This window comes from Streptomyces sp. NPDC002133 (assembly GCF_040296405.1).
GTDB lineage: Bacteria > Actinomycetota > Actinomycetes > Streptomycetales > Streptomycetaceae > Streptomyces.
Genome location: NZ_JBEOXF010000023.1, coordinates 24854 through 45318 on the forward strand (window position 1 = coordinate 24854; position 20465 = coordinate 45318).

Annotated in this window: 18 protein-coding genes and 1 tRNA gene; 10 read left to right on the plus strand and 9 right to left on the minus strand. The window is 67.7% G+C overall.

Annotated features, from left to right (window positions below; all coding sequences use genetic code 11):
• Positions 1-300: 300 nt before the first annotated feature.
• From ABT078_RS21970 to rpmH, 8 genes are all read right to left on the minus strand, one after another.
• The gene (locus ABT078_RS21970; protein ID WP_351230213.1) at positions 301-1398 is read right to left on the minus strand and encodes a ParB/RepB/Spo0J family partition protein; all 1098 of its coding nucleotides are present in this window, start codon (positions 1396-1398) and stop codon (positions 301-303) included.
• A complete protein-coding gene (locus ABT078_RS21975) occupies positions 1395-2471 on the minus strand; it encodes a ParA family protein (protein WP_351230215.1) in 1077 nt (358 codons plus the stop codon). Before ABT078_RS21975 ends, ABT078_RS21970 begins: the two co-directional genes overlap by 4 nt.
• A gap of 283 nt (positions 2472-2754) precedes the next feature.
• On the minus strand, positions 2755-3471 hold the full coding sequence (rsmG, locus tag ABT078_RS21980) for a 16S rRNA (guanine(527)-N(7))-methyltransferase RsmG (protein WP_351230218.1): 717 nt from the start codon (positions 3469-3471) through the stop codon (positions 2755-2757).
• 104 nt (positions 3472-3575) lie between these two features.
• Positions 3576-4085 carry a Jag family protein gene (locus tag ABT078_RS21985; protein ID WP_351230220.1) on the minus strand — a complete coding sequence of 170 codons (510 nt, stop codon included), beginning with the start codon at positions 4083-4085 and terminating at the stop codon, positions 3576-3578.
• A 14-nt stretch (positions 4086-4099) separates the two neighbouring features.
• Positions 4100-5386, minus strand: coding sequence for a membrane protein insertase YidC (gene yidC / locus ABT078_RS21990; RefSeq protein ID WP_351230222.1), 1287 nt, complete (start codon positions 5384-5386; stop codon positions 4100-4102).
• 3 nt (positions 5387-5389) lie between these two features.
• Positions 5390-5716 (minus strand): membrane protein insertion efficiency factor YidD, encoded by a 327-nt coding sequence (gene yidD / locus ABT078_RS21995; RefSeq protein WP_351230224.1) that lies wholly within the window; start codon positions 5714-5716, stop codon positions 5390-5392.
• On the minus strand, positions 5713-6084 hold the full coding sequence (gene rnpA / locus ABT078_RS22000; RefSeq protein WP_351230226.1) for a ribonuclease P protein component: 372 nt from the start codon (positions 6082-6084) through the stop codon (positions 5713-5715). Before rnpA ends, yidD begins: the two co-directional genes overlap by 4 nt.
• 18 nt (positions 6085-6102) lie before the next feature.
• Positions 6103-6240, minus strand: a complete 138-nt coding sequence (gene rpmH, locus ABT078_RS22005) for a 50S ribosomal protein L34 (RefSeq protein ID WP_005482975.1) — start codon at positions 6238-6240, stop codon at positions 6103-6105.
• A gap of 369 nt (positions 6241-6609) precedes the next feature.
• On the opposite strand from rpmH, the gene dnaA reads away from it, so the two are divergent.
• The 9 genes from dnaA to ABT078_RS22050 all read left to right on the plus strand — a co-directional run bounded on the left by dnaA (position 6610) and on the right by ABT078_RS22050 (position 19263).
• Entirely contained in the window at positions 6610-8376 is a 1767-nt protein-coding gene (gene dnaA / locus ABT078_RS22010) for a chromosomal replication initiator protein DnaA (RefSeq protein WP_351230228.1), read from the plus strand.
• 943 nt (positions 8377-9319) lie between these two features.
• Positions 9320-10450, plus strand: a complete 1131-nt coding sequence (dnaN, locus tag ABT078_RS22015; RefSeq protein ID WP_351230340.1) for a DNA polymerase III subunit beta — start codon at positions 9320-9322, stop codon at positions 10448-10450.
• Positions 10451-10573: 123 nt separating this feature from the next.
• A complete protein-coding gene (gene gnd / locus ABT078_RS22020; protein ID WP_351230230.1) occupies positions 10574-11452 on the plus strand; it encodes a phosphogluconate dehydrogenase (NAD(+)-dependent, decarboxylating) in 879 nt (292 codons plus the stop codon).
• A gap of 94 nt (positions 11453-11546) precedes the next feature.
• Positions 11547-12668 carry a DNA replication/repair protein RecF gene (gene recF, locus ABT078_RS22025; protein WP_351230341.1) on the plus strand — a complete coding sequence of 374 codons (1122 nt, stop codon included), beginning with the start codon at positions 11547-11549 and terminating at the stop codon, positions 12666-12668.
• Positions 12665-13201 (plus strand): DciA family protein, encoded by a 537-nt coding sequence (locus ABT078_RS22030; protein ID WP_351230232.1) that lies wholly within the window; start codon positions 12665-12667, stop codon positions 13199-13201. Before recF ends, ABT078_RS22030 begins: the two co-directional genes overlap by 4 nt.
• A 450-nt stretch (positions 13202-13651) precedes the next feature.
• Positions 13652-15721, plus strand: a complete 2070-nt coding sequence (gene gyrB / locus ABT078_RS22035) for a DNA topoisomerase (ATP-hydrolyzing) subunit B (protein WP_351230234.1) — start codon at positions 13652-13654, stop codon at positions 15719-15721.
• Positions 15722-15762: 41 nt separating this feature from the next.
• Positions 15763-18399 carry a DNA gyrase subunit A gene (gene gyrA, locus ABT078_RS22040; RefSeq protein ID WP_351230236.1) on the plus strand — a complete coding sequence of 879 codons (2637 nt, stop codon included), beginning with the start codon at positions 15763-15765 and terminating at the stop codon, positions 18397-18399.
• Between the two features lie 111 nt (positions 18400-18510).
• Entirely contained in the window at positions 18511-19104 is a 594-nt protein-coding gene (locus tag ABT078_RS22045; protein ID WP_351230238.1) for a DUF3566 domain-containing protein, read from the plus strand.
• Positions 19105-19186: 82 nt separating this feature from the next.
• Positions 19187-19263 (plus strand) — tRNA-Ile (locus ABT078_RS22050).
• A gap of 55 nt (positions 19264-19318) precedes the next feature.
• On the opposite strand, the gene ABT078_RS22055 is transcribed toward ABT078_RS22050, so the two are convergent.
• A complete protein-coding gene (locus tag ABT078_RS22055) occupies positions 19319-19663 on the minus strand; it encodes a hypothetical protein (protein WP_351230240.1) in 345 nt (114 codons plus the stop codon).
• Between the two features lie 582 nt (positions 19664-20245).
• Here ABT078_RS22055 and ABT078_RS22060 point away from each other — a divergent pair.
• Positions 20246-20380, plus strand: a complete 135-nt coding sequence (locus ABT078_RS22060) for a DLW-39 family protein (protein WP_003958712.1) — start codon at positions 20246-20248, stop codon at positions 20378-20380.
• The last annotated feature ends 85 nt before the right edge of the window (positions 20381-20465 follow it).

Here is a 20465-nt window from a genome sequence, read left to right on the forward strand (position 1 = left end):
AAGGCTGCTCCTCACTTGCTTGGACTGCCGCGCCAAGGGCAGCGGACAGCGTGCTCCGTTCCCGGAGCAGGCTGCCGATGAACCCGCCGACCGCGCCAATGCTCAGGCCGGCTGTCAGTAGCTGGCTGCGGCTCACCGATCGCATGGCTCGCCTTCCTCTGAGATGGGTAAAGGTGGATGCGCCATACCAGAACGCATCGTATCCACCCAGCGAGGACACGCATACTGTGAGACGGCAAAGGGCGGATCGTGTTCCGCCGAGTGCCGGACACGACCCGCCCTGATGACTGTGCAGAGGTCTCAGACCTCCTCGGCCTCCGCGACTTCCTCGGAGAGTCCCTTCTCCATGCCCCGCCCCTCTCCGGGAGCGAGCGTGCCGAGGATCCGGTCCAGATCCTCTATCGAAGCGAACTCAACGACAATCTTCCCCTTCTTCTGACCGAGGTCGACCTTCACCCGGGTCTCGAAGCGGTCCGACAGGCGCGACGCCAGATCGGAGAGCGCCGGCGACAGACGGGTGCCGGCCCGTGGTCCCTTCGACTTCAGGGCGTTCGAAGGCCGCGAACCCATCAGGGTCACAATCTCCTCGACGGCACGCACCGACAGACCCTCGGCCACGATGCGGTGTGCCAGCCGGTCCTGCTCCTCGGAATCGTCCACCGAGAGCAGAGCCCGAGCGTGACCGGCAGAGAGCACTCCCGCGGCAACGCGGCGCTGGACCGGAGGTGAAAGGCGGAGTAGTCGCAGCGTGTTGGACACCTGCGGACGAGAGCGCCCGATCCGGTCGGCCAGCTGGTCATGCGTGCAGTTGAAGTCCTTGAGCAACTGGTCGTAGGCGGCGGCCTCCTCCAGCGGGTTCAGCTGCGCCCGGTGGAGGTTCTCCAGGAGGGCATCCAGGAGAAGCTTGTCGTCCTCCGTGGCCCGCACGATCGCCGGAATGCTCTCCAGACCCGCCTCACGGCAGGCCCGCCAGCGGCGCTCACCCATGATGAGCTCGTACCGGTCCGGGCCCAACTGGCGCACGACGACAGGCTGAAGAAGACCGACCTCCTTGATGGAGGTGACCAGCTCGGCGAGCGCATCCTCGTCGAAGACCTCACGCGGCTGCCGGGGGTTGGGTGTGATGGCGTCCAGGGGCACCTCGGCGAAGTACGCCCCAGCCGGGGACACGACGTCGAGCACCGCCTCCGGCTCGGGCTCGGCGGCCCGCGGCTCCGGCGTCACAGGCCCCGGCGGCAGCGTGGCCACCTTGGCCGCGGCCACACCGCGCTCCGCCGTGAGAACCGGGCCGGCTCCCGACGCCGGGCCCGCCCCGTCGGAAGCCACCGACTTCTCCTGTGGAGCGGCCGGGATCAGTGCACCGAGCCCACGCCCCAATCCTCTACGTCGCTCGCTCACTGGATCCCCTCCGCCATGCTCTGCTGATTGTTCTGGCTGACAACATGCGCAGCCGGAGCATCGTAATGGACCCCGACCCCACGCAGCGCGATCTCACGCGCGGCCTCAAGATACGACAGCGAGCCGCTGGAGCCCGGGTCATAGGTAAGCACCGTCTGCCCATAGCTGGGCGCCTCCGAGATGCGCACGGAACGAGGAATGCTCGTCCGCAGCACCTCATCACCGAAGTGGCTGCGCACCTCGTCCGCCACCTGCGAGGCGAGCCTGGTCCGGCCGTCATACATCGTGAGCAGAATCGTCGACACATGCAGAGCGGGGTTGAGGTGACCCCGCACCAGGTCGACGTTGCGGAGGAGCTGCCCCAAGCCCTCGAGTGCGTAGTACTCGCACTGGATGGGGATCAGCACCTCGGCACCCGCCACGAGGGCGTTGACGGTCAGCAGGCCGAGCGACGGCGGGCAGTCGATGAGGATGTAGTCCAACGGCTGCTCATACGACTGGATCGCCCGCTGCAGTCGACTCTCCCGTGCCACCAGGGACACCAGCTCGATCTCCGCACCGGCGAGATCGATGGTGGCTGGGGCACAGAAGAGGCCTTCGACGTCCGGGACCGGCTGAACCACTTCGGAGAGCGGCTTGCTCTCTACCAGGACGTCATAGATCGAGGGGACTTCGGCATGGTGGTCGATCCCCAGCGCCGTGGAGGCGTTGCCCTGCGGATCGAGATCGATCACCAGAACACGGGCGCCATGCAGTGCCAGCGAAGCGGCAAGGTTGACCGTCGTGGTCGTCTTGCCCACTCCGCCCTTTTGGTTGGCGACCACCATGACGCGTGTCTGCTCAGGTCGGGGAAGACCTTCGCCGGCACGGCCCAGAGCCTCCACCGCCAGTTGGGCAGCACGACCAATGGGGGTGTCGTCCATCGGGGGCGGTGTTTCACGTGAAACATCCTCCCCCGTTGACTCGGTACGGGGACCTGGGACCGGATCGGTCATCGGTCCCGCGATATTGGCGTCGGACCGCAAGGATTCACTCTCCTCGACTTCAGACTCGCGATGAACAGAGCCTGCCATGCCTTGGGGGTCGTGAACCAGCGAGGCCGGTGGTTCTGTGGAGGAATCCACCTCTGTGGACAATTCCATAGCCCTCGCGAGGGGCCTACGGTCACGGGGAGTGGCAGCCGCGCGACCGCGGCTGATGATTCCTTGCAGCAGTGAGCGACGTTTCACGTGAAACACGATGCACGGGCCGCACGGTCACATCGTTACGACACTCCGAAATGCGTACGTATGGGGACGCAGGTCAACAACCGGCTGGCAAGATCAAGAGAGGCGGAAGGCTGCGCGCCGTAAGACCTCAACGCCGTCGGCGGCTGCGTCCCGTCCTGGCAGCCTTGGCCCGCTTGGCCGCAAAGCGCACGCCACCGGGACTTTCCCCGACCTCGACCCGCACCACGGTGGAAAGCGGATCCACGATGCCCTCCCCGACATGGAGCACGGAAGTGTCCACGACCCCCAGTTTACTGAGGGCTGCTCGGGCACCGTTGAGCTCTTCCTCCGCGGTGTCGCCCTTGAGTGCCAGCATCTCACCGTAGGGGCGCAGCAACGGCACACCCCAGCCCGCCAGCCGGTCCAGCGGAGCCACCGCACGTGCTGTCACCACATGCACCGGCGGCAGCGTTCCAAGGACCTCCTCGGCACGACCCCGCACGACCGTGACATGGTCCAGTCCGAGCAGCTCGACGACTTCCTGAAGAAAATTCGTGCGACGCAGGAGCGGTTCAAGAAGCGTGATCTTGAGATCGGGACGGACGAGGGCCAGCGGGATACCCGGAAGGCCGGCACCGGAGCCGACATCGCAGACGGTGACACCTTCCGGAACCACCTCGGAGAGCACGGCGCAGTTCAGCAGATGCCGCTCCCACAGCCGCGGCACTTCACGCGGACCGATCAGGCCGCGCTTGACTCCCGCGTCCGCGAGCAGCTCCGCGTACCGAACGGCCTCAGGGAAGAACTCACCGAACACCGTCCGCGCCGCCTCGGGCGCCTGGGGAAGCTCTGCTGCCTCCGTCACCGGAACCGTCCTTCCATACCGCGCTACCGCGCTGTGGTGGCTGACTACAGGCTGACAAAGTTCGGCCCCGCCTGCGAACAGACGGGGCCGAGGGAACAATCAGGTCAGGCCGGGAGCACGACGACGAAGCGCTGCGGCTCCTCGCCCTCGGACTCACTGCGCAGACCGGCGGCCGCGACCGCGTCGTGCACAACCTTGCGCTCAAACGGAGTCATCGGCTTCATCCTCACCGGCTCACCGGTGTTCTTGACCTCGTCCGCGGCCTTGGCTCCGAGCTCGGCGAGCTCGGCACGCTTCCTGGCCCGGAAACCCGCGATGTCCAGCATCAGGCGGCTGCGGTCCCCGGTCTCCCGGTGCACCGCGAGGCGCGTCAGCTCCTGAAGTGCCTCGAGCACCTCGCCGTCGCGGCCCACGAGCTTCTGCAGCTCCCTGCTGCCCGAGTCACTGATGATCGAGACCGCGGCCCGGTCAGCCTCGACGTCCATGTCGATGTCGCCGTCGAGATCGGCGATGTCGAGCAGGCCCTCGAGGTAGTCAGCGGCGATCTCCCCCTCCTGTTCCAGGCGGGTCAGGGTGTCGCCACCCTCGGCGGCGGAGGTGGTGCCTTCCGTCACGGATGGACTCCTTCTTACTTCTTGGACGACGGGTGCTTGGGCCGCTGCTGGCCCTTGCGCTGTCCGGACTTGGCTTGGCGGGCCGGGGCAGGGGCGGTCTTGCCCGCGGGCTTCGGCTTGGCGTCCTGCGGCTCGTCCCGCTTCTCCAGCGAGGGCTTCGACGTGCTCGCTGTATCCGACACGCTCGACGTGGAGTCCTCCTGCTGAGCCCCCCCGACCTGTGCAGCAGCGGCCTGGCGCTGGGCCTTGCTCTGGCGCTTGGGCTGCTGGCGCCTCGCCGAGGCACCTCCCTCGGCCTCGGCGGTGACGGTGTCGCTCTTGACGACCGTGCCGTCCGACTGGGCGGCGAAGCCCGCCTTGGACAGGGCGGCGATGAACTTGCGCTCGTTGTCATTGCGGTCGGCGCCCTTGGCGACGATGGCCTGGACGACGTTGCGCTTGCGGCGGCCACGCACCTCGCCGTGGGCCGTGATGCCGTTCAGCAGACGCTGCAGGTAGTTGTCCTGCGCCTTGGAACCCGGGGTCGGGTTCTGGTTGATCACGTACATCTGCTGGCCCATGGTCCACACGTTGGTGGTCAGCCAGTAGACGAGAACACCGACGGGGAAGTTGATGCCCGTGACGGCGAAGATCAGCGGGAAGATGTACATCAGCATCTTCTGCTGCTGCATGTACGGAGTCTTGACCGTGAGGTCGACGTTCTTCTGCATCAGCTGGCGCTGTGTGTAGAACTGCGACGCCGACATCAGGACGATCATGACCGCGGTGACGATGCGGACCTCGGTCAGGGAGGCGTTGAGCGCCTCGACCTTCTCCGGGCTGTCCATGAACTTCGCGGCGATCGGAGCGCCGAAGATGTGGGCCTCACGGGCGCTGTCCACCAGGCTCTGGTTGAGGACGCCGATCGTGTCACCGGAGGCAATCTTGCTCAGCACGTGGTACAGAGCGAAGAAGAACGGCGACTGCGCCAGGATCGGAAGGCACGAGGACAGTGGGTTGGTACCCGTGTCCTTGTACAGCTTCATCATCTCTTCGGACTGGCGCTGCCGGTCGTTCTTGTAGCGCTCCTGGATCGCCTTCATCTTCGGCTGGAGCGCCTGCATGTTCCGCATCGACTTGATCTGCTTCACAAAGAGCGGGATCAGACAGATACGGATCAGCACCACCAGCGACACGATGGACAGTCCCCAGGCCCAGCCCGTGTCGGGGCCGAAGATCGCCCCGTACAGCGAGTGGAACTGGACGATGATCCAGGAAACAGGTGTGGTGATAAAGCTGAAGAGACTGGCAATCGTGTCCACTAATCAGGCTCCTTGAGCATTGGGCGAGGTCTCTGCGGCCGGGCTGGTCTCAGGGGGGTGCCCGCCCTTGCCGCCGCGCAGGTAGTCACGCAGCAGCTCGTGCCAACGAGGTCGTCTACGCGGCGGAACATGGTCCACACCACCCGGCGACCACGGATTGCACCGCAGGATGCGCCAGGCGGTCAGGGCCGTGCCCTTCACCGCACCGTGCCGGTCGATGGCCGTATACCCGTAGTGAGAACACGACGGGTAGTACCGGCAGACAGGCCCGAGCAGCGGGCTGATCGTCCACTGGTACAGCTTGATAAGAGCCAGCAGCGGGTATTTCATCGCGCGCCCCCTCCCAGCAGCCGCTGAAGAGCGGCGTCCAGGTCTCGGGCCAGCTGTGCATGGTCGGCGTCACCTGCTCCGGGCAGCGCCCGTACGACCACCAGGCTACCGGGGGGCAGCTCGGACAGTCGTTCGCGTATCAGGTGACGCAGTCTCCGCTTCACCTGGTTACGAGTGACCGCGCCACCTACTGCCTTGCTCACGACGAAACCCGCACGCGTCGGGGGAGCGCTCTCCCCAGGCGCGTGCGGGTCCGTTGCACCGCTGCGTAGATGGACGACGAGAAACGGGCGTCCTGCCCGGCGTCCTCGACGTACCGCGGTCGCGAAATCCTCGCGCCGCCTCAGCCGATTCTCGGTAGGCAGCACGTCATGACCTGTTAACGATCAGGCGGACAGGCTCGCGCGACCCTTGCTGCGGCGGTTCGCCAGGATGGCTCGGCCGGCACGGGTACGCATGCGCAGGCGGAAGCCGTGGGTCTTCGCACGACGACGGTTGTTCGGCTGGAAGGTGCGCTTGCTCACTCGGGGGCTCCAGAAATGATTCGTGTGGTGGCGGGGCATCGCCTGGCTGTCACCGTGCGCCCACGAGTAGCTCGCAATACGCCCGAGTGCACCGCTTCACAATCACTGATCGTGATCTTTGCCCATCGGAGGCAGGCGGCAGCAGCCATCGACAACTCGACCTGGTTACGGTACGCGCGGCTACGCCATTCGGTCAAACCAGCGTCCCGGCGCGGCTCGCTGTGCACAGGCTGTGGACAACAACTTGAACCACGCGGGTCGGCCTGACTACCGTGACTAAACTCGAATTCCTTTCCTACCCGCCTGCCGGGCCTGACCGACCCGTCCCGAGAACCACACATTCGTGGGACCTGTGAGAGAGCGTGCCTTGTGGCTGACGTACCTGCCGATCTTGCCGCAGTGTGGCCACGAGTGCTGGAGCATCTCCTCGGAGAGGGCCAGCAGGGGATCGAACCGAAGGACAAACAGTGGGTCGAGCGCTGCCAGCCACTCGCACTCGTGGCCGACACCGCGCTCCTCGCCGTCCCCAATGAGTGGGGCAAGCGCGTCCTCGAGGGCCGGCTGGCCCCCCTGATCAGCGACACCCTCAGCCGCGAGTGCGGCCGTCCGATCCGCATCGCGATCACCGTCGACGACTCCGCTGCCGAGCCGACCCCGCCGCCGGCCCCGCCCGTGCAGCAGCACCGCTACCAGGGCCCGCAGCACGACGAACCGCGCCAGGGGGACACGTACGACAGCTACGGCCACCGGCCCACGAGCGACGACGGACTGCCGACGGTCCGCCCCGCGTACCCCGCCTACCAGCAGCAGCGCCCCGAGCCCGGGGCCTGGCCGCGCACCCAGGAAGACCTGTCCTGGCAGCAGCCTCGGCACGGCGGGTTCCAGGAGCGCGACCCCTACGCCACGGGACGTCCCCCGCAGCACGACTACCGGTCGCCGATGCCCGAACGCGGGCAGTACGACCAACCGCGCCCCGACCGGCACGAGCTGCCGGAGCGTCAGGGACCGCGGCACGGCGGCCCGCCGGTCGGTGGTGGGCCCGGCGGTGGTGGGCCCGGCCCGCTGGGCGCGCAGCCCGCACCGGCGCCCGGTCCCGGTGAGCCGCATGCCCGGCTGAACCCCAAGTACCTCTTCGACACCTTCGTCATCGGCGCGTCCAACCGGTTCGCGCACGCGGCCGCCGTCGCGGTGGCGGAGGCTCCCGCAAAGGCGTACAACCCCCTCTTCATCTATGGGGAGTCGGGCCTCGGCAAGACCCATCTTCTCCATGCCATCGGGCACTACGCACGCAGCCTCTATCCGGGCACCCGGGTGCGGTACGTGAGCTCCGAGGAGTTCACCAACGAGTTCATCAACTCGATCCGCGACGGCAAGGGCGACGCGTTCCGCAAGCGCTACCGCGATGTGGACATCCTGCTCGTCGACGACATCCAGTTCCTCGCGAGCAAGGAGTCGACGCAGGAGGAGTTCTTCCACACCTTCAACACGCTCCACAACGCGAACAAGCAGATCGTGCTGTCCTCGGACCGGCCGCCCAAGCAGCTCATGACGCTGGAGGACCGGCTGCGCAACCGCTTCGAGTGGGGTCTGACCACCGACGTGCAGCCGCCGGAGCTGGAGACACGGATCGCGATCCTCCGTAAGAAGGCGGTGCAGGAGCAGCTCAACGCCCCGCCGGAGGTGCTGGAGTTCATCGCCTCCCGGATCTCGCGCAACATCCGCGAGTTGGAGGGCGCACTGATCCGGGTCACGGCCTTCGCGAGCCTCAACCGCCAGCCGGTCGACCTCGGACTCACCGAGATCGTCCTCAAGGACCTGATCCCCGGTGGCGAGGACGCCGCCCCGGAGATCACCGCGAGCGCGATCATGGCGGCGACCGCCGACTACTTCGGGCTGACCGTGGAGGACCTCTGCGGGTCCTCACGCAGCCGGGTGCTGGTCACCGCACGCCAGATCGCGATGTACCTCTGCCGCGAGCTCACAGACCTGTCGCTGCCGAAGATCGGTGCGCAGTTCGGCGGCCGCGACCACACGACGGTGATGCACGCCGACCGGAAGATCCGCGCGCTGATGGCCGAGCGACGCTCGATCTACAACCAGGTCACCGAGCTCACCAACCGCATCAAGAACGGCTGACGCGGGCTTCCGGGCCGCCGCCGCAGGCGCCCGGCACCGTCGGGACGCGTACTTCCACAGGACGGCACAGCGAGCTGTGCGGACGACGCCGAAGGGCGCCTCGGGACGGATCCCGGGGCGCCCTTCGGCGTTCCGTGCCATCGCCGCGCCACCGCGCCGCCATGGACTCGCCATCGTCCTGTTCGAATACGTACCGCTTTCAGTCCGTTCTCCACAGAAGTGCGGACGATCTTCCGTCCACAGCCTGGGGACTCCCGAGTTGTCCAGATTGCGTCCACAGGGGCGGTCGCCTGGAGTTGATCACGCCAGGTCAGCCGGTTGTGGATTTGTGGCCAACCGGGCTCCACAGACTGTGGACGGACAACCCGTCCACAGGGCGCGATCCAAGTTGTCCCCACCCGGCCCACAGGCGAGGCCATGTTGCCCACAGCTTCTCCACACCGCTGTCCACTGTTCGGCAACGAAACGCCGAAGGTCACCGGACAGAGTGAAAGGCGTCACACCAAGGGGCTGGATTGGGCTGTGGGGAACCTGGGTAAAGCTGGGGACGGCACTGGGGAGAAGTCCCTGTGGCCTGTGCATCGGGTGTGCAGAACTTTCGGGCGTCCACAGAGAACCCAGGTTGTCCACTGCTCGCACCCACAGGGCCGGTGGACAAAAAATCGGGTCTGACCTGCGTGGATGGCGTTATCCACGGTTTCCACAGGCCCTACTACTACTCCCACTCTGAGTTACCGGGGAATTCGCTTCGAAGGGGGCCCTGTGCACAACTCGGTGCCGGAGCTCCGGCTGCCTCTTGTCTCGACTTGACCCCGAGCAGCACCGAGTGTCGGTGCGGTGCGTCAGACTGGTCTCCGGCAATCGGCCCCTGGCTCCGGCTGGGGACCCCATGCCGACGACGAAGGCCGGCAGGGCGAGCGAGCAACAGCAGGAGGCGGTTCCGGTGAAGATCCGGGTGGAGCGCGATGTACTCGCGGAGGCGGTGGCGTGGGTGGCCAGGAGCCTCCCGGCGCGTCCGCCGGCGCCCGTTCTCGCGGGCCTTCTTCTGAAGGCGGAGGACGGCGTTCTCAGCTTCTCCAGTTTCGACTACGAGGTCTCGGCGAGGGTCTCGGTCGAGGCGGAGGTCGAGGAGGACGGGACGGTTCTCGTCTCCGGCCGCCTCCTTGCCGACATCTGCCGCGCCCTCCCCAACCGGCCGGTCGAGATTTCCACAGACGGTGTACGGGCGACGGTCGTCTGCGGCTCCTCGCGCTTCACACTCCACACCCTTCCTGTGGAGGAGTACCCGGCGCTGCCGCAGATGCCGACCGCGACCGGCACCGTCCCCGGCGAGGTGTTCGCGTCCGCCGCCGCCCAGGTCGCCATCGCCGCCGGCCGTGACGACACGCTGCCCGTCCTCACCGGTGTCCGGATCGAGATCGAGGGCGACACGGTCACCCTGGCGTCCACCGACCGCTACCGCTTCGCGGTCCGCGAGTTCCTGTGGAAGCCGGAGTCCGCGGACGCCTCCGCGGTCGCCCTGGTGCCCGCCAAGACGCTCCTGGACACCGCCAAAGCGCTGACCAGCGGTGACACTGTCACCCTGGCGCTCTCCGGCTCCGGCGCCGGCGAGGGTCTGATCGGTTTCGAGGGCGCCGGCCGCCGCACCACCACGCGGCTGCTGGAGGGCGACCTGCCGAAATACCGGACTCTCTTCCCCACCGAGTTCAACTCGGTCGCGGTGATCGAGACCGCCCCGTTCGTCGAGGCCGTCAAGCGTGTCGCCCTCGTCGCCGAGCGGAACACTCCGGTGCGGCTCAGCTTCGAGCAGGGCGTGCTGATCCTGGAGGCCGGCTCCAGCGACGATGCACAGGCTGTGGAGCGCGTGGACGCCCAACTGGAGGGCGACGACATCTCGATCGCCTTCAACCCGACGTTCCTGCTCGACGGTCTGAGCGCCATCGACTCGCCGGTGGCCCAGCTCTCCTTCACCACCTCCACCAAGCCCGCGCTGCTCAGCGGCAAGCCGGCGATGGACGCCGAGGCGGACGTGGCGTACAAGTACCTGATCATGCCGGTCCGGCTGAGCGGCTGACCTGCTGAAAGCAGCCCCAGGCCGTGTGCCGCCCGAGCGGCTGACCCCACAGGTGTGCACCCGCGTCCGGGCGTAGGCTCGGACGCGGGTACGAAAATGCACACGACGCAAAAGGAAACTCTGATGGAGCTCGGTCTCGTCGGCCTCGGCAAGATGGGCGGCAACATGCGCGAGCGCATCCGCCGCGCAGGCCACACCGTCATCGGTTACGACCGCAACCCGGATCTCGCCGATGTCCACAGCCTCGAGGAGCTTGTTGCCAAGCTCAAGGGTCCCCGTGTCGTGTGGGTGATGGTGCCGGCGGGCGCCGCGACGCAGTCCACCATCGACGAGCTGGCCGCGCTCCTGTCCCCCGGTGACATCGTCGTCGACGGCGGCAACTCCCGCTGGACGGACGACGAGAGGCACGCGGTCGAGCTCGGCATCAAGGGCATCGGTTTCGTCGACTGCGGTGTGTCGGGCGGAGTGTGGGGCCTGGAGAACGGCTATGCGCTGATGTACGGCGGCGACGCCGAACACGTCACCAAGGTGCAGCCGGTCTTCGACGCGCTCAAGCCCGAGGGCGAGTTCGGCTCGGTGCACGCGGGCAAGGTCGGCGCCGGCCACTTCGCGAAGATGGTCCACAACGGCATCGAGTACGCCATGATGCAGGCCTACGCCGAGGGCTGGGAGCTGCTCGAGAAGGTCAGCTCGGTCACCGATGTCCGTGAGGTCTTCCGCTCCTGGCAGGAGGGCACGGTCATCCGCTCCTGGCTCCTCGACCTCGCGGTCAATGCGCTGGACGAGGACGAGCATCTGGACAAGCTGCGCGGCTACGCGGAGGACTCCGGCGAGGGCCGGTGGACCGTGGAGGCCGCCATCGACAACGCGGTACCGCTGCCCGCGATCACCGCTTCGCTGTTCGCGCGGTTCGCGTCCCGCCAGGACGACTCCCCGCAGATGAAGATGATCGCCGCCCTGCGCAACCAGTTCGGCGGGCACGCGGTCGAGAGCAAGAAGTAATCCACAGGCTGTTGGCAAGGCCGGTCGCCGACGGCGGGCAGCCGGCCGCAGGCAGTAAGCAGTGAGAGGCAAGCCGGGGGAGGTCGGCGTCGATATGCACGTGACGCATCTGTCGCTGGCCGACTTCCGCTCGTACGCCCGGATCGAGGTCCCGCTCGACCCGGGCGTCACCGCGTTCGTGGGGGCGAACGGGCAGGGCAAGACCAATCTGGTCGAGGCCGTCGGCTATCTCGCGACCCTCGGCAGCCATCGGGTCGCGTCCGATGCGCCGTTGGTGCGGATGGGGGCGGACCGGGCTGTCATCCGTGCGGCAGTCACCCAGGGCGAGCGGTCCCAGCTCATCGAGCTGGAGCTCAATCCGGGCCGGGCGAACCGGGCTCGGATCAATCGGTCCTCGCAGGTCAGGCCGCGGGATGTGCTCGGGATCGTACGCACTGTGATGTTCGCGCCAGAGGACCTGGCGCTGGTGAAGGGCGATCCGGGCGAGCGGCGGCGCTTCCTGGACGAGCTGGTCACGGCGCGTTCGCCGCGGATGGCCGGGGTGCGGTCGGACTACGAGCGCGTGCTCAAACAGCGCAACACGCTGCTGAAGTCGGCGGCGATGGCGCGGCGGCACGGCGGGCGGTCGATGGATCTGTCGACGCTCGACGTGTGGGACCAGCATCTGGCGCGCGCGGGAGCGGAGCTGCTGGCTCGGCGGCTGGATCTGATCGCGACGCTCCAGCCGCTCGCCGACAAGGCGTACGAGCAGCTGGCGCCGGGGGGCGGGCCGATCGCGCTCGAGTACCGAGGGTCGGCGGGCGGGGACGTGCACACCCGTGAGGAGCTGTACGAGCAGCTGATCGCCGCGCTCGCGGAGGTGCGCAAGCAGGAGATCGAGCGGGGCGTCACGCTCGTCGGACCGCACCGTGACGAGCTGCTGCTCAAGCTGGGCGAGATGCCGGCGAAGGGATATGCGAGCCACGGTGAGTCCTGGTCGTACGCGCTCGCGCTGCGGCTCGCCTCGTACGACCTGCTCAGGGCAGAGGGAAACGAACCGGTGCTCGTCCTCGACGACGTCTTCGCCGAACTGGACGCCCGGCGGCGTGAGCGGCTTGCGGAACTGGTGGCTCCGGGTGAGCAGGTGCTGGTGACGGCGGCTGTGGACGACGATGTCCCGGGGGTGCTGGCGGGTGCTCGGTACGCCGTAGCGGACGGGGCGGTGGAGCGCGTATGAGCGAGAACGAGGCGGTCGGGCCTCCTGAACCGTCCGGGGTGGACCTGGCCCGGGTCGCGCTGCGCGCGGCCAAGGAGCAGGCTCGGGCGCGGGGCGCGGCCGCGCAGGAGAAGCGGCAGGCCACACGTGGTGGCGGACTGCGCTCCGGTGCGCGTGCGGACGGCCGGGATCCGCTGCCGCTCGGCTCGGCGATCAATCGGCTGATCACCGAGCGGGGCTGGGAGACGCCTGCGGCGGTGGGCGGCGTGATGGGGCGCTGGCCGCAGATCGTGGGCGAGGACCTGGCGAAGCACTGTGTGCCGCTGCGGTACGACGAGGACCCGGACGAGCGGGCGCTGACGGTCCAGTGCGACTCGACGGCGTGGGCGACGCAGCTGCGACTGCTGGCGCCGCGGCTGGTGGCCCGGCTGAACGAGGACCTGGGGCAGGGGACGGTCCGGCTGATCAAGGTTCTCGGCCCCGGCGGCCCCGCGCGCCGGTACGGGGCGCTGCGTGCCCCGGGGAGCACGGGCCCCGGCGACACATACGGCTGATTTTCCTCACCTCGCCCTCCCCGAAGCGGGGCCCGGCCCGGGCCCGCGCTCGGCCCAGGCCCCCGGGTCCCGAGCCCGCTTGGCTGCGTCAACGCCGGCCCGGGCCGGTCGACGCCGCACCGGCGCGGCGCCTCGGCGGGGCCCTGTGCCCCGCCCCGGCGCGCCCGTTGAGCTCCCCGGAACGTACGTGGCTCATGAGGCGTCCCTCACCGTAGCCGGAGGTTGACAGGCCGAAGCGCTCAATGCCCGCGTGAGCCTCTTGGAGCCCCTTCCCGAATATGGGGAGTCGGTCGGCGCCCGTTCAGGGCGGCACATGCGGACTCAGGTACCGGCAAACCCCCATTCGTGTCGGCGGTACCGGTAGACTGGTAGAGAATCCCGCCCGATGGACGGGACACGTCGATTAATGCCGAACGACGCAGCCGCTCCCGCGTTCGCGGAGAACGGCTCGTGCTGTGCCAGAAAGGGCGCTTCGTGGCCGATTCCGGCAACCCCAACGAGAACATTCCTTCCACTGCTGCCGAGGGGAACGGCGAGTCCACCTCGTCGTACGACGCCAGCGCGATCACCGTCCTCGAGGGTTTGGACGCGGTCCGCAAGCGGCCTGGCATGTACATCGGCTCGACCGGTGAGCGCGGTCTGCACCACCTTGTGCAAGAGGTCGTCGACAACTCCGTCGACGAGGCGCTGGCCGGCCACGCGGACACGATCGACGTCACGATCCTGGCCGACGGCGGCGTACGCGTCGTCGACAACGGCCGAGGCATCCCGGTGGACATCCACCCGGTGGAGAAGAAGCCGGCCGTAGAGGTCGTCCTCACCGTGCTGCACGCGGGCGGCAAGTTCGGCGGCGGCGGCTACGCCGTCTCCGGTGGTCTGCACGGCGTGGGTGTGTCCGTCGTCAACGCGCTGTCCACCAAGGTCTCCGTGGAGATCAAGCGCGATGGGTACCGCTGGACGCAGGACTACAAGCTCGGCGTGCCCACCGCCCCCCTCGCCAAGCACGAGCCGGTCGGGGACTCCGGCACCACGGTGACCTTCTGGGCCGACCCGGACGTCTTCGAGACCACCGAGTACTCCTTCGAGACGCTCGCGCGCCGCTTCCAGGAGATGGCCTTCCTCAACAAGGGCCTGACCCTGACGCTCACGGACGAGCGCGAGTCGGCCAAGGCGACGATGAACGCCGACGACCCCGACGCCGAGGCGGCGGAGGAGCAGCCGGCGAGGACGGTGACGTACCACTACGAGGGCGGCATCGTCGACTTCGTGAAGTACCTCAACTCCCGCAAGGGCGAGCTGATCCACCCGACCGTGATCGACGTCGAGGCCGAGGACAAGGAGCGGATGCTCTCGGTCGAGATCGCGATGCAGTGGAACTCCCAGTACACCGAGGGTGTGTACTCCTTCGCGAACACGATCCACACGCACGAGGGCGGTACGCACGAGGAGGGCTTCCGTGCCGCGCTGACGGGACTCGTCAACCGGTACGCGCGCGACAAGAAGCTGCTGCGCGAGAAGGACGACAACCTCACCGGTGAGGACATCCGCGAGGGTCTGACGGCCATCATCTCCGTCAAGCTCGGCGAGCCGCAGTTCGAGGGCCAGACCAAGACCAAGCTGGGCAACACGGAGGCGAAGACCTTCGTGCAGAAGGTCGTGCACGAGCACCTCTCCGACTGGTTCGACCGCAACCCCAACGAGGCCGCGGACATCGTCCGCAAGTCGATCCAGGCGGCCACCGCCCGGGTCGCCGCCCGCAAGGCACGCGACCTGACCCGCCGCAAGGGCCTGCTGGAGAGCGCCTCTCTGCCGGGCAAGCTCAGCGACTGCCAGTCGAACGACCCCACCAAGTGCGAGATCTTCATCGTCGAGGGTGACTCCGCCGGCGGCTCCGCCAAGTCCGGCCGGAACCCGATGTACCAGGCGATCCTGCCGATCCGAGGCAAGATCCTGAACGTCGAGAAGGCGCGGATCGACAAGATCCTGCAGAACACCGAGGTCCAGGCGCTGATCTCGGCCTTCGGCACCGGAGTCCACGAGGACTTCGACATCACCAAGCTCCGCTATCACAAGATCATCCTGATGGCGGACGCCGATGTCGACGGCCAGCACATCAACACGCTGCTGCTGACGTTCCTCTTCCGCTTCATGCGACCGCTGGTGGAGGCCGGGCATGTCTTCCTGTCCCGCCCGCCGCTCTACAAGATCAAGTGGGGCCGGGACGACTTCGAGTACGCGTACTCGGACCGCGAGCGCGACGCACTCGTCGAGCTGGGCAAGCAGCAGGGCAAGCGGATCAAGGAAGACTCGATCCAGCGCTTCAAGGGTCTCGGCGAGATGAACGCCGAGGAGCTGCGCATCACCACCATGGACATCGAGCACCGCGTCCTCGGCCAGGTCACCCTGGACGACGCCGCGCAGGCCGACGACCTGTTCTCGGTGCTGATGGGCGAGGACGTCGAGGCGCGACGCTCGTTCATCCAGCGCAATGCCAAGGACGTCCGCTTCCTCGACATCTGAGTCGGTCTCAGCTGACCGCACGAAAGGACTGAAGACCAGCAATGGCCGACGAGAACACTCCCGCGACCTCCGCCACCACGGGAACCGAAGAGGACGACCAGCAGGTGCGGATCGAGCCCGTCGGGCTCGAGACCGAGATGCAGCGTTCGTACCTCGACTACGCGATGTCCGTCATCGTGTCCCGCGCGCTGCCCGACGTACGGGACGGCCTCAAGCCCGTCCACCGCCGCGTCCTGTACGCGATGTACGACGGCGGCTACCGGCCCGAGAAGGGCTTCTACAAGTGCGCCCGCGTCGTCGGTGACGTCATGGGTACGTACCACCCGCACGGCGACTCCTCGATCTACGACGCGCTGGTCCGCCTCGCGCAGCCGTGGTCGATGCGGATGCCGCTGGTCGACTCCAACGGCAACTTCGGTTCCCCGGGCAACGACCCGGCCGCCGCCATGCGGTACACCGAGTGCAAGATGATGCCGCTGTCCATGGAGATGCTCCGGGACATCGACGAGGAGACCGTCGACTTCCAGGACAACTACGACGGCCGTAACCAGGAGCCGACGGTCCTGCCGGCCCGCTTCCCGAACCTGCTGGTCAACGGCAGTGCCGGTATCGCCGTCGGTATGGCCACCAACATTCCGCCGCACAATCTGCGCGAGGTCGCGGCCGGTGCCCAGTGGGCGCTGGAGCACCCGGACGCCAGCCACGAGGAGCTCCTCGACGCGCTGATCGAGCGGATCAAGGGCCCGGACTTCCCGACCGGTGCGCTGGTCGTGGGCCGCAAGGGCATCGAGGAGGCGTACCGCACCGGCCGCGGCTCCATCACGATGCGCGCGGTCGTCGAGGTCGAGGAGATCCAGAACCGCCAGTGCCTGGTGGTGACCGAGCTTCCGTACCAGGTCAACCCGGACAACCTCGCGCAGAAGATCGCCGACCTCGTCAAGGACGGCAAGGTCGGCGGCATCGCCGACGTCCGTGACGAGACCTCCTCCCGCACCGGCCAGCGCCTCGTCATCGTGCTCAAGCGCGACGCCGTCGCCAAGGTCGTCCTCAACAACCTGTACAAGCACACCGACCTGCAGACGAACTTCGGCGCCAACATGCTGGCGCTGGTCGACGGTGTGCCGCGCACGCTCTCCCTCGACGCCTTCATCCGCCACTGGGTGACGCACCAGATCGAGGTCATCGTCCGCAGGACGAAGTTCCGGCTGCGCAAGGCCGAGGAGCGGGCTCACATCCTGCGCGGTCTGCTCAAGGCACTCGACGCGATCGACGAGGTCATCGCGCTGATCCGGCGCAGTGACACGGTCGAGGTCGCGCGTGGGGGCCTCATGGGCCTGCTCGAGATCGACGAGATCCAGGCGAACGCGATCCTGGAGATGCAGCTGCGCCGGCTGGCCGCCCTGGAGCGCCAGAAGATCGTGCAGGAGCACGACGAGCTGCAGGCGAAGATCAACGAGTACAACCAGATCCTCGCCTCTCCGGAGAAGCAGCGCGGCATCGTCAGCGAGGAGCTGTCCGTCATCGTCGAGAAGTTCGGCGACGACCGGCGCTCCAAGCTGATCCCCTTCGACGGTGACATGTCCATCGAGGACCTGATCGCCGAGGAGGACATCGTCGTCACCATCACGCGCGGCGGCTATGTGAAGCGTACGAAGACGGACGACTACCGCTCGCAGAAGCGCGGCGGCAAGGGTGTGCGTGGCACGAAGCTCAAGGAAGACGACATCGTCGACCACTTCTTCGTCTCGACGACGCACCACTGGCTGCTGTTCTTCACCAACAAGGGCAGGGTCTACCGGGCCAAGGCGTACGAGCTTCCCGACGCCGGCCGGGACGCGCGTGGCCAGCACGTCGCCAACCTGCTGGCCTTCCAGCCGGACGAGCAGATCGCCGAGATCCTCGCGATCCGCGACTACGAGGCCGCGCCCTATCTGGTCCTCGCCACCAAGGCCGGGCTGGTCAAGAAGACCTCGCTGAAGGACTACGACTCCCCGCGCTCGGGCGGCGTCATCGCGATCAACCTCCGGGAGACGCAGGACGGCAGCGACGACGAGCTGATCGGCGCCGAGCTGGTGTCGGCGGAGGACGATCTGCTGCTCATCAGCAAGAAGGCGCAATCGATCCGGTTCACCGCGACGGACGAAGCCCTGCGGCCCATGGGCCGTGCGACGTCCGGCGTCAAGGGCATGAGTTTCCGTGAGGGCGACGAGCTGCTCTCGATGAATGTGGTCAGGCCCGGTACTTTCGTGTTCACTGCCACCGACGGCGGGTACGCGAAGCGGACCGCTGTCGACGAGTACCGCGTCCAGGGCCGCGGTGGCCTCGGAATCAAGGCCGCCAAGATCGTGGAGGACCGCGGTTCGCTCGTGGGCGCGCTGGTGGTCGAGGAGAGCGACGAGATCCTCGCCATCACGTTGTCCGGTGGTGTGATTCGTACGCGAGTCAATGAAGTCAGGGAGACGGGCCGTGACACCATGGGCGTCCAACTGATCAACTTGGGCAAGCGCGATGCCGTGGTCGGTATCGCCCGCAACGCCGAGGCCGGTCGCGAGGCCGAAGAGGTCGACGGGGTGGCGGGCGCCGAGGACGGTGTCGCGGTCGACGAGTCGGTCGAGGCTGCCGAGACCGCCGCCGAGACTGGCCGGACCGGCGAGGGCACGGAGCCCTCGGCCGAGTAGCACGAGGAGCAGAGCGTGAGTGGAGCCACGGGTGCCGGATCGGCCGCCGGCGGAGCAACTGCTGGACCGAACGGCACCCCTGGCTCCGCCACGGACTCCCAGGGGGTTACGGTGACGGACACCCGGGGGCCGCAGCCCCCGTACGAGACCTACGGCGGGGAGCAGCCGGTGCAGCAGGGAACGCAGCCGTACCACCCGCCCCAGGCGTACCCCTCGCCCCATGGTGGCGCGGGTACGCAGGGGGGCCAGCAGCACACCGGTCAGCCGGGGCAGGCCGGAGGGTCTGCGGCCGCCGCCGTCCGCCGGCCGCGTACCGGCGCGACCACCCAGCCGCGGACCCGTAAGGCGCGGTTGCGGGTGGCCAAGGCCGACCCGTGGTCGGTGATGAAGGTGAGCTTCCTGCTCTCCATCGCGCTGGGCATCTGCACGATCGTCGCGTCCGCCGTGCTGTGGATGGTCATGGATGCCATGGGCGTCTTCTCGACGGTCGGCGGCACGATCAGCGAGGCCACCGGGTCGAACGAGAGCAACGGCTTCGATCTGCAGTCGTTCCTGTCGCTGCCGCGCGTGCTGATCTTCAGCTCGGTGATCGCCGTCATCGATGTGGTGCTGGTCACGGCGCTGGCGACGCTCGGCGCCTTCATCTACAACATCTCCGCCGGGTTCGTGGGCGGCGTCGAGCTGACGCTCGCCGAGGACGAGTAGACGAAGCCCTGGGGGGTTAGGAACCGATTTTGGGACTGCCCCCCACGTGCGCTAACCTTCAGGGGTCAGCGCGCAGCGCGGCGGGGCTATAGCTCAGTTGGTTAGAGCGCATCCCTGATAAGGATGAGGCCACAGGTTCAAATCCTGTTAGCCCCACCAGCTCAAAGACCCCCAACCGATCATGGTTGGGGGTCTTTGACATCTCCGGCTGACATCAGCCGATGAGCGGATCTTCGAGAAGATCGGCGAGCATGGCCGCAGCCTCGCGCTCATCGTCACCCACAACGTGTGTGTAGACGTCCATGATCATGCTGATCCGGCTGCGCCGGAGGATTGCCAGGGCGCCGTCCTCGCCCAGCGCATCCCCGGCCGGGGTGAACTGCTGACGCTCGAAGTCGACGTCCTGCCGACGGAGGCCGAGGACTTCGCTCCGCCGAAGCCTCGGGACCAGGACCAGGACCAGGACAGCGACGCTGCCTGTCAGCAGCTCCTCGATGCGGGAGCGGTCGAGAGCGTTCGGCAGGACCCGGAGCACCTCGAAGCGCGTTGCGGCCGGCACTCCCTCGCCACGGCAGAGTGGCAGGCCCGCGCCCAGGACGGTGACCGGTGGGCCGCATCGCCCAGGGCCCCGGGCCCGGCTCCGCCGGCCGTTCCGCTGCGAGCGCCAACCGCGGTACACGTTCGCCCGCTGCAGCGCGAGCCCGAGAGCTTGCCCGAGTGATCCGCGTTGATGGCATTGGGCCGGGGGTCCGCCCGAAGAATCCGGCGACGGACCAAGCGTGGCGCAGGTCGCACCGAGGGTGACATCAGCGGTTGACGCCAACAGCTGCGAATCGGAGCGTCACCCGGCTACCTTTCGGCGGTCGCCGTCAGTGGGCCCCGGCTGCATCCCCTCGTATGTCCGGGACGTATCACCGACCTGATAGGGATGAGGCCGCTGGTTCAAAATCCTGTTGGTCCCCCGGTGTCGATCGGCCCGGACGGAGAGTCTCCGTCCGGGCCGATTTCGTATGACGACGGCGGGAGTTGGACCTTTCCGGGGCGTGAGCCCGCCCGGGCTCAGGTCACCGATCGGTATCGATCGGTGTGTATAGTCGGGCGCCAGAAGTCCTCATACGTCAAGGAAAGACGAGGTCGCGCGGTGAAGAAGCTTCTCCTGGTCGCACTGGCCGCCATCGGCGGGCTCCTCGTGTACCGCCAGATCCAGGCGGATCGCGCCGAGCAGGATCTGTGGACGGAGGCGACCGACTCCGTGCCCGCAGGTTCGGGTGTGTGAGACGCCAACACGTCTGAGTGACTGAGCCCCGGCCGCCGAGCGGCCGGGGCTCAGTGCTGCTTGCGCGCGCCGGCCTCCTCCCGGG

Bases quoted from the DNA above. Each gene is read 5' to 3' on its own strand.
- ABT078_RS21975 (WP_351230215.1), bottom strand. From the start codon at position 2,471: ATGGCAGGCTCTGTTCATCGCGAGTCTGAAGTCGAGGAGAGTGAATCC.
- yidD (WP_351230224.1), bottom strand. From the start codon at position 5,716: ATGAAATACCCGCTGCTGGCTCTTATCAAGCTGTACCAGTGGACGATC.
- gnd (WP_351230230.1), top strand. From the start codon at position 10,574: ATGGAGCTCGGTCTCGTCGGCCTCGGCAAGATGGGCGGCAACATGCGC.
- recF (WP_351230341.1), top strand. From the start codon at position 11,547: ATGCACGTGACGCATCTGTCGCTGGCCGACTTCCGCTCGTACGCCCGG.
- ABT078_RS22030 (WP_351230232.1), top strand. From the start codon at position 12,665: ATGAGCGAGAACGAGGCGGTCGGGCCTCCTGAACCGTCCGGGGTGGAC.
- gyrA (WP_351230236.1), top strand. From the start codon at position 15,763: ATGGCCGACGAGAACACTCCCGCGACCTCCGCCACCACGGGAACCGAA.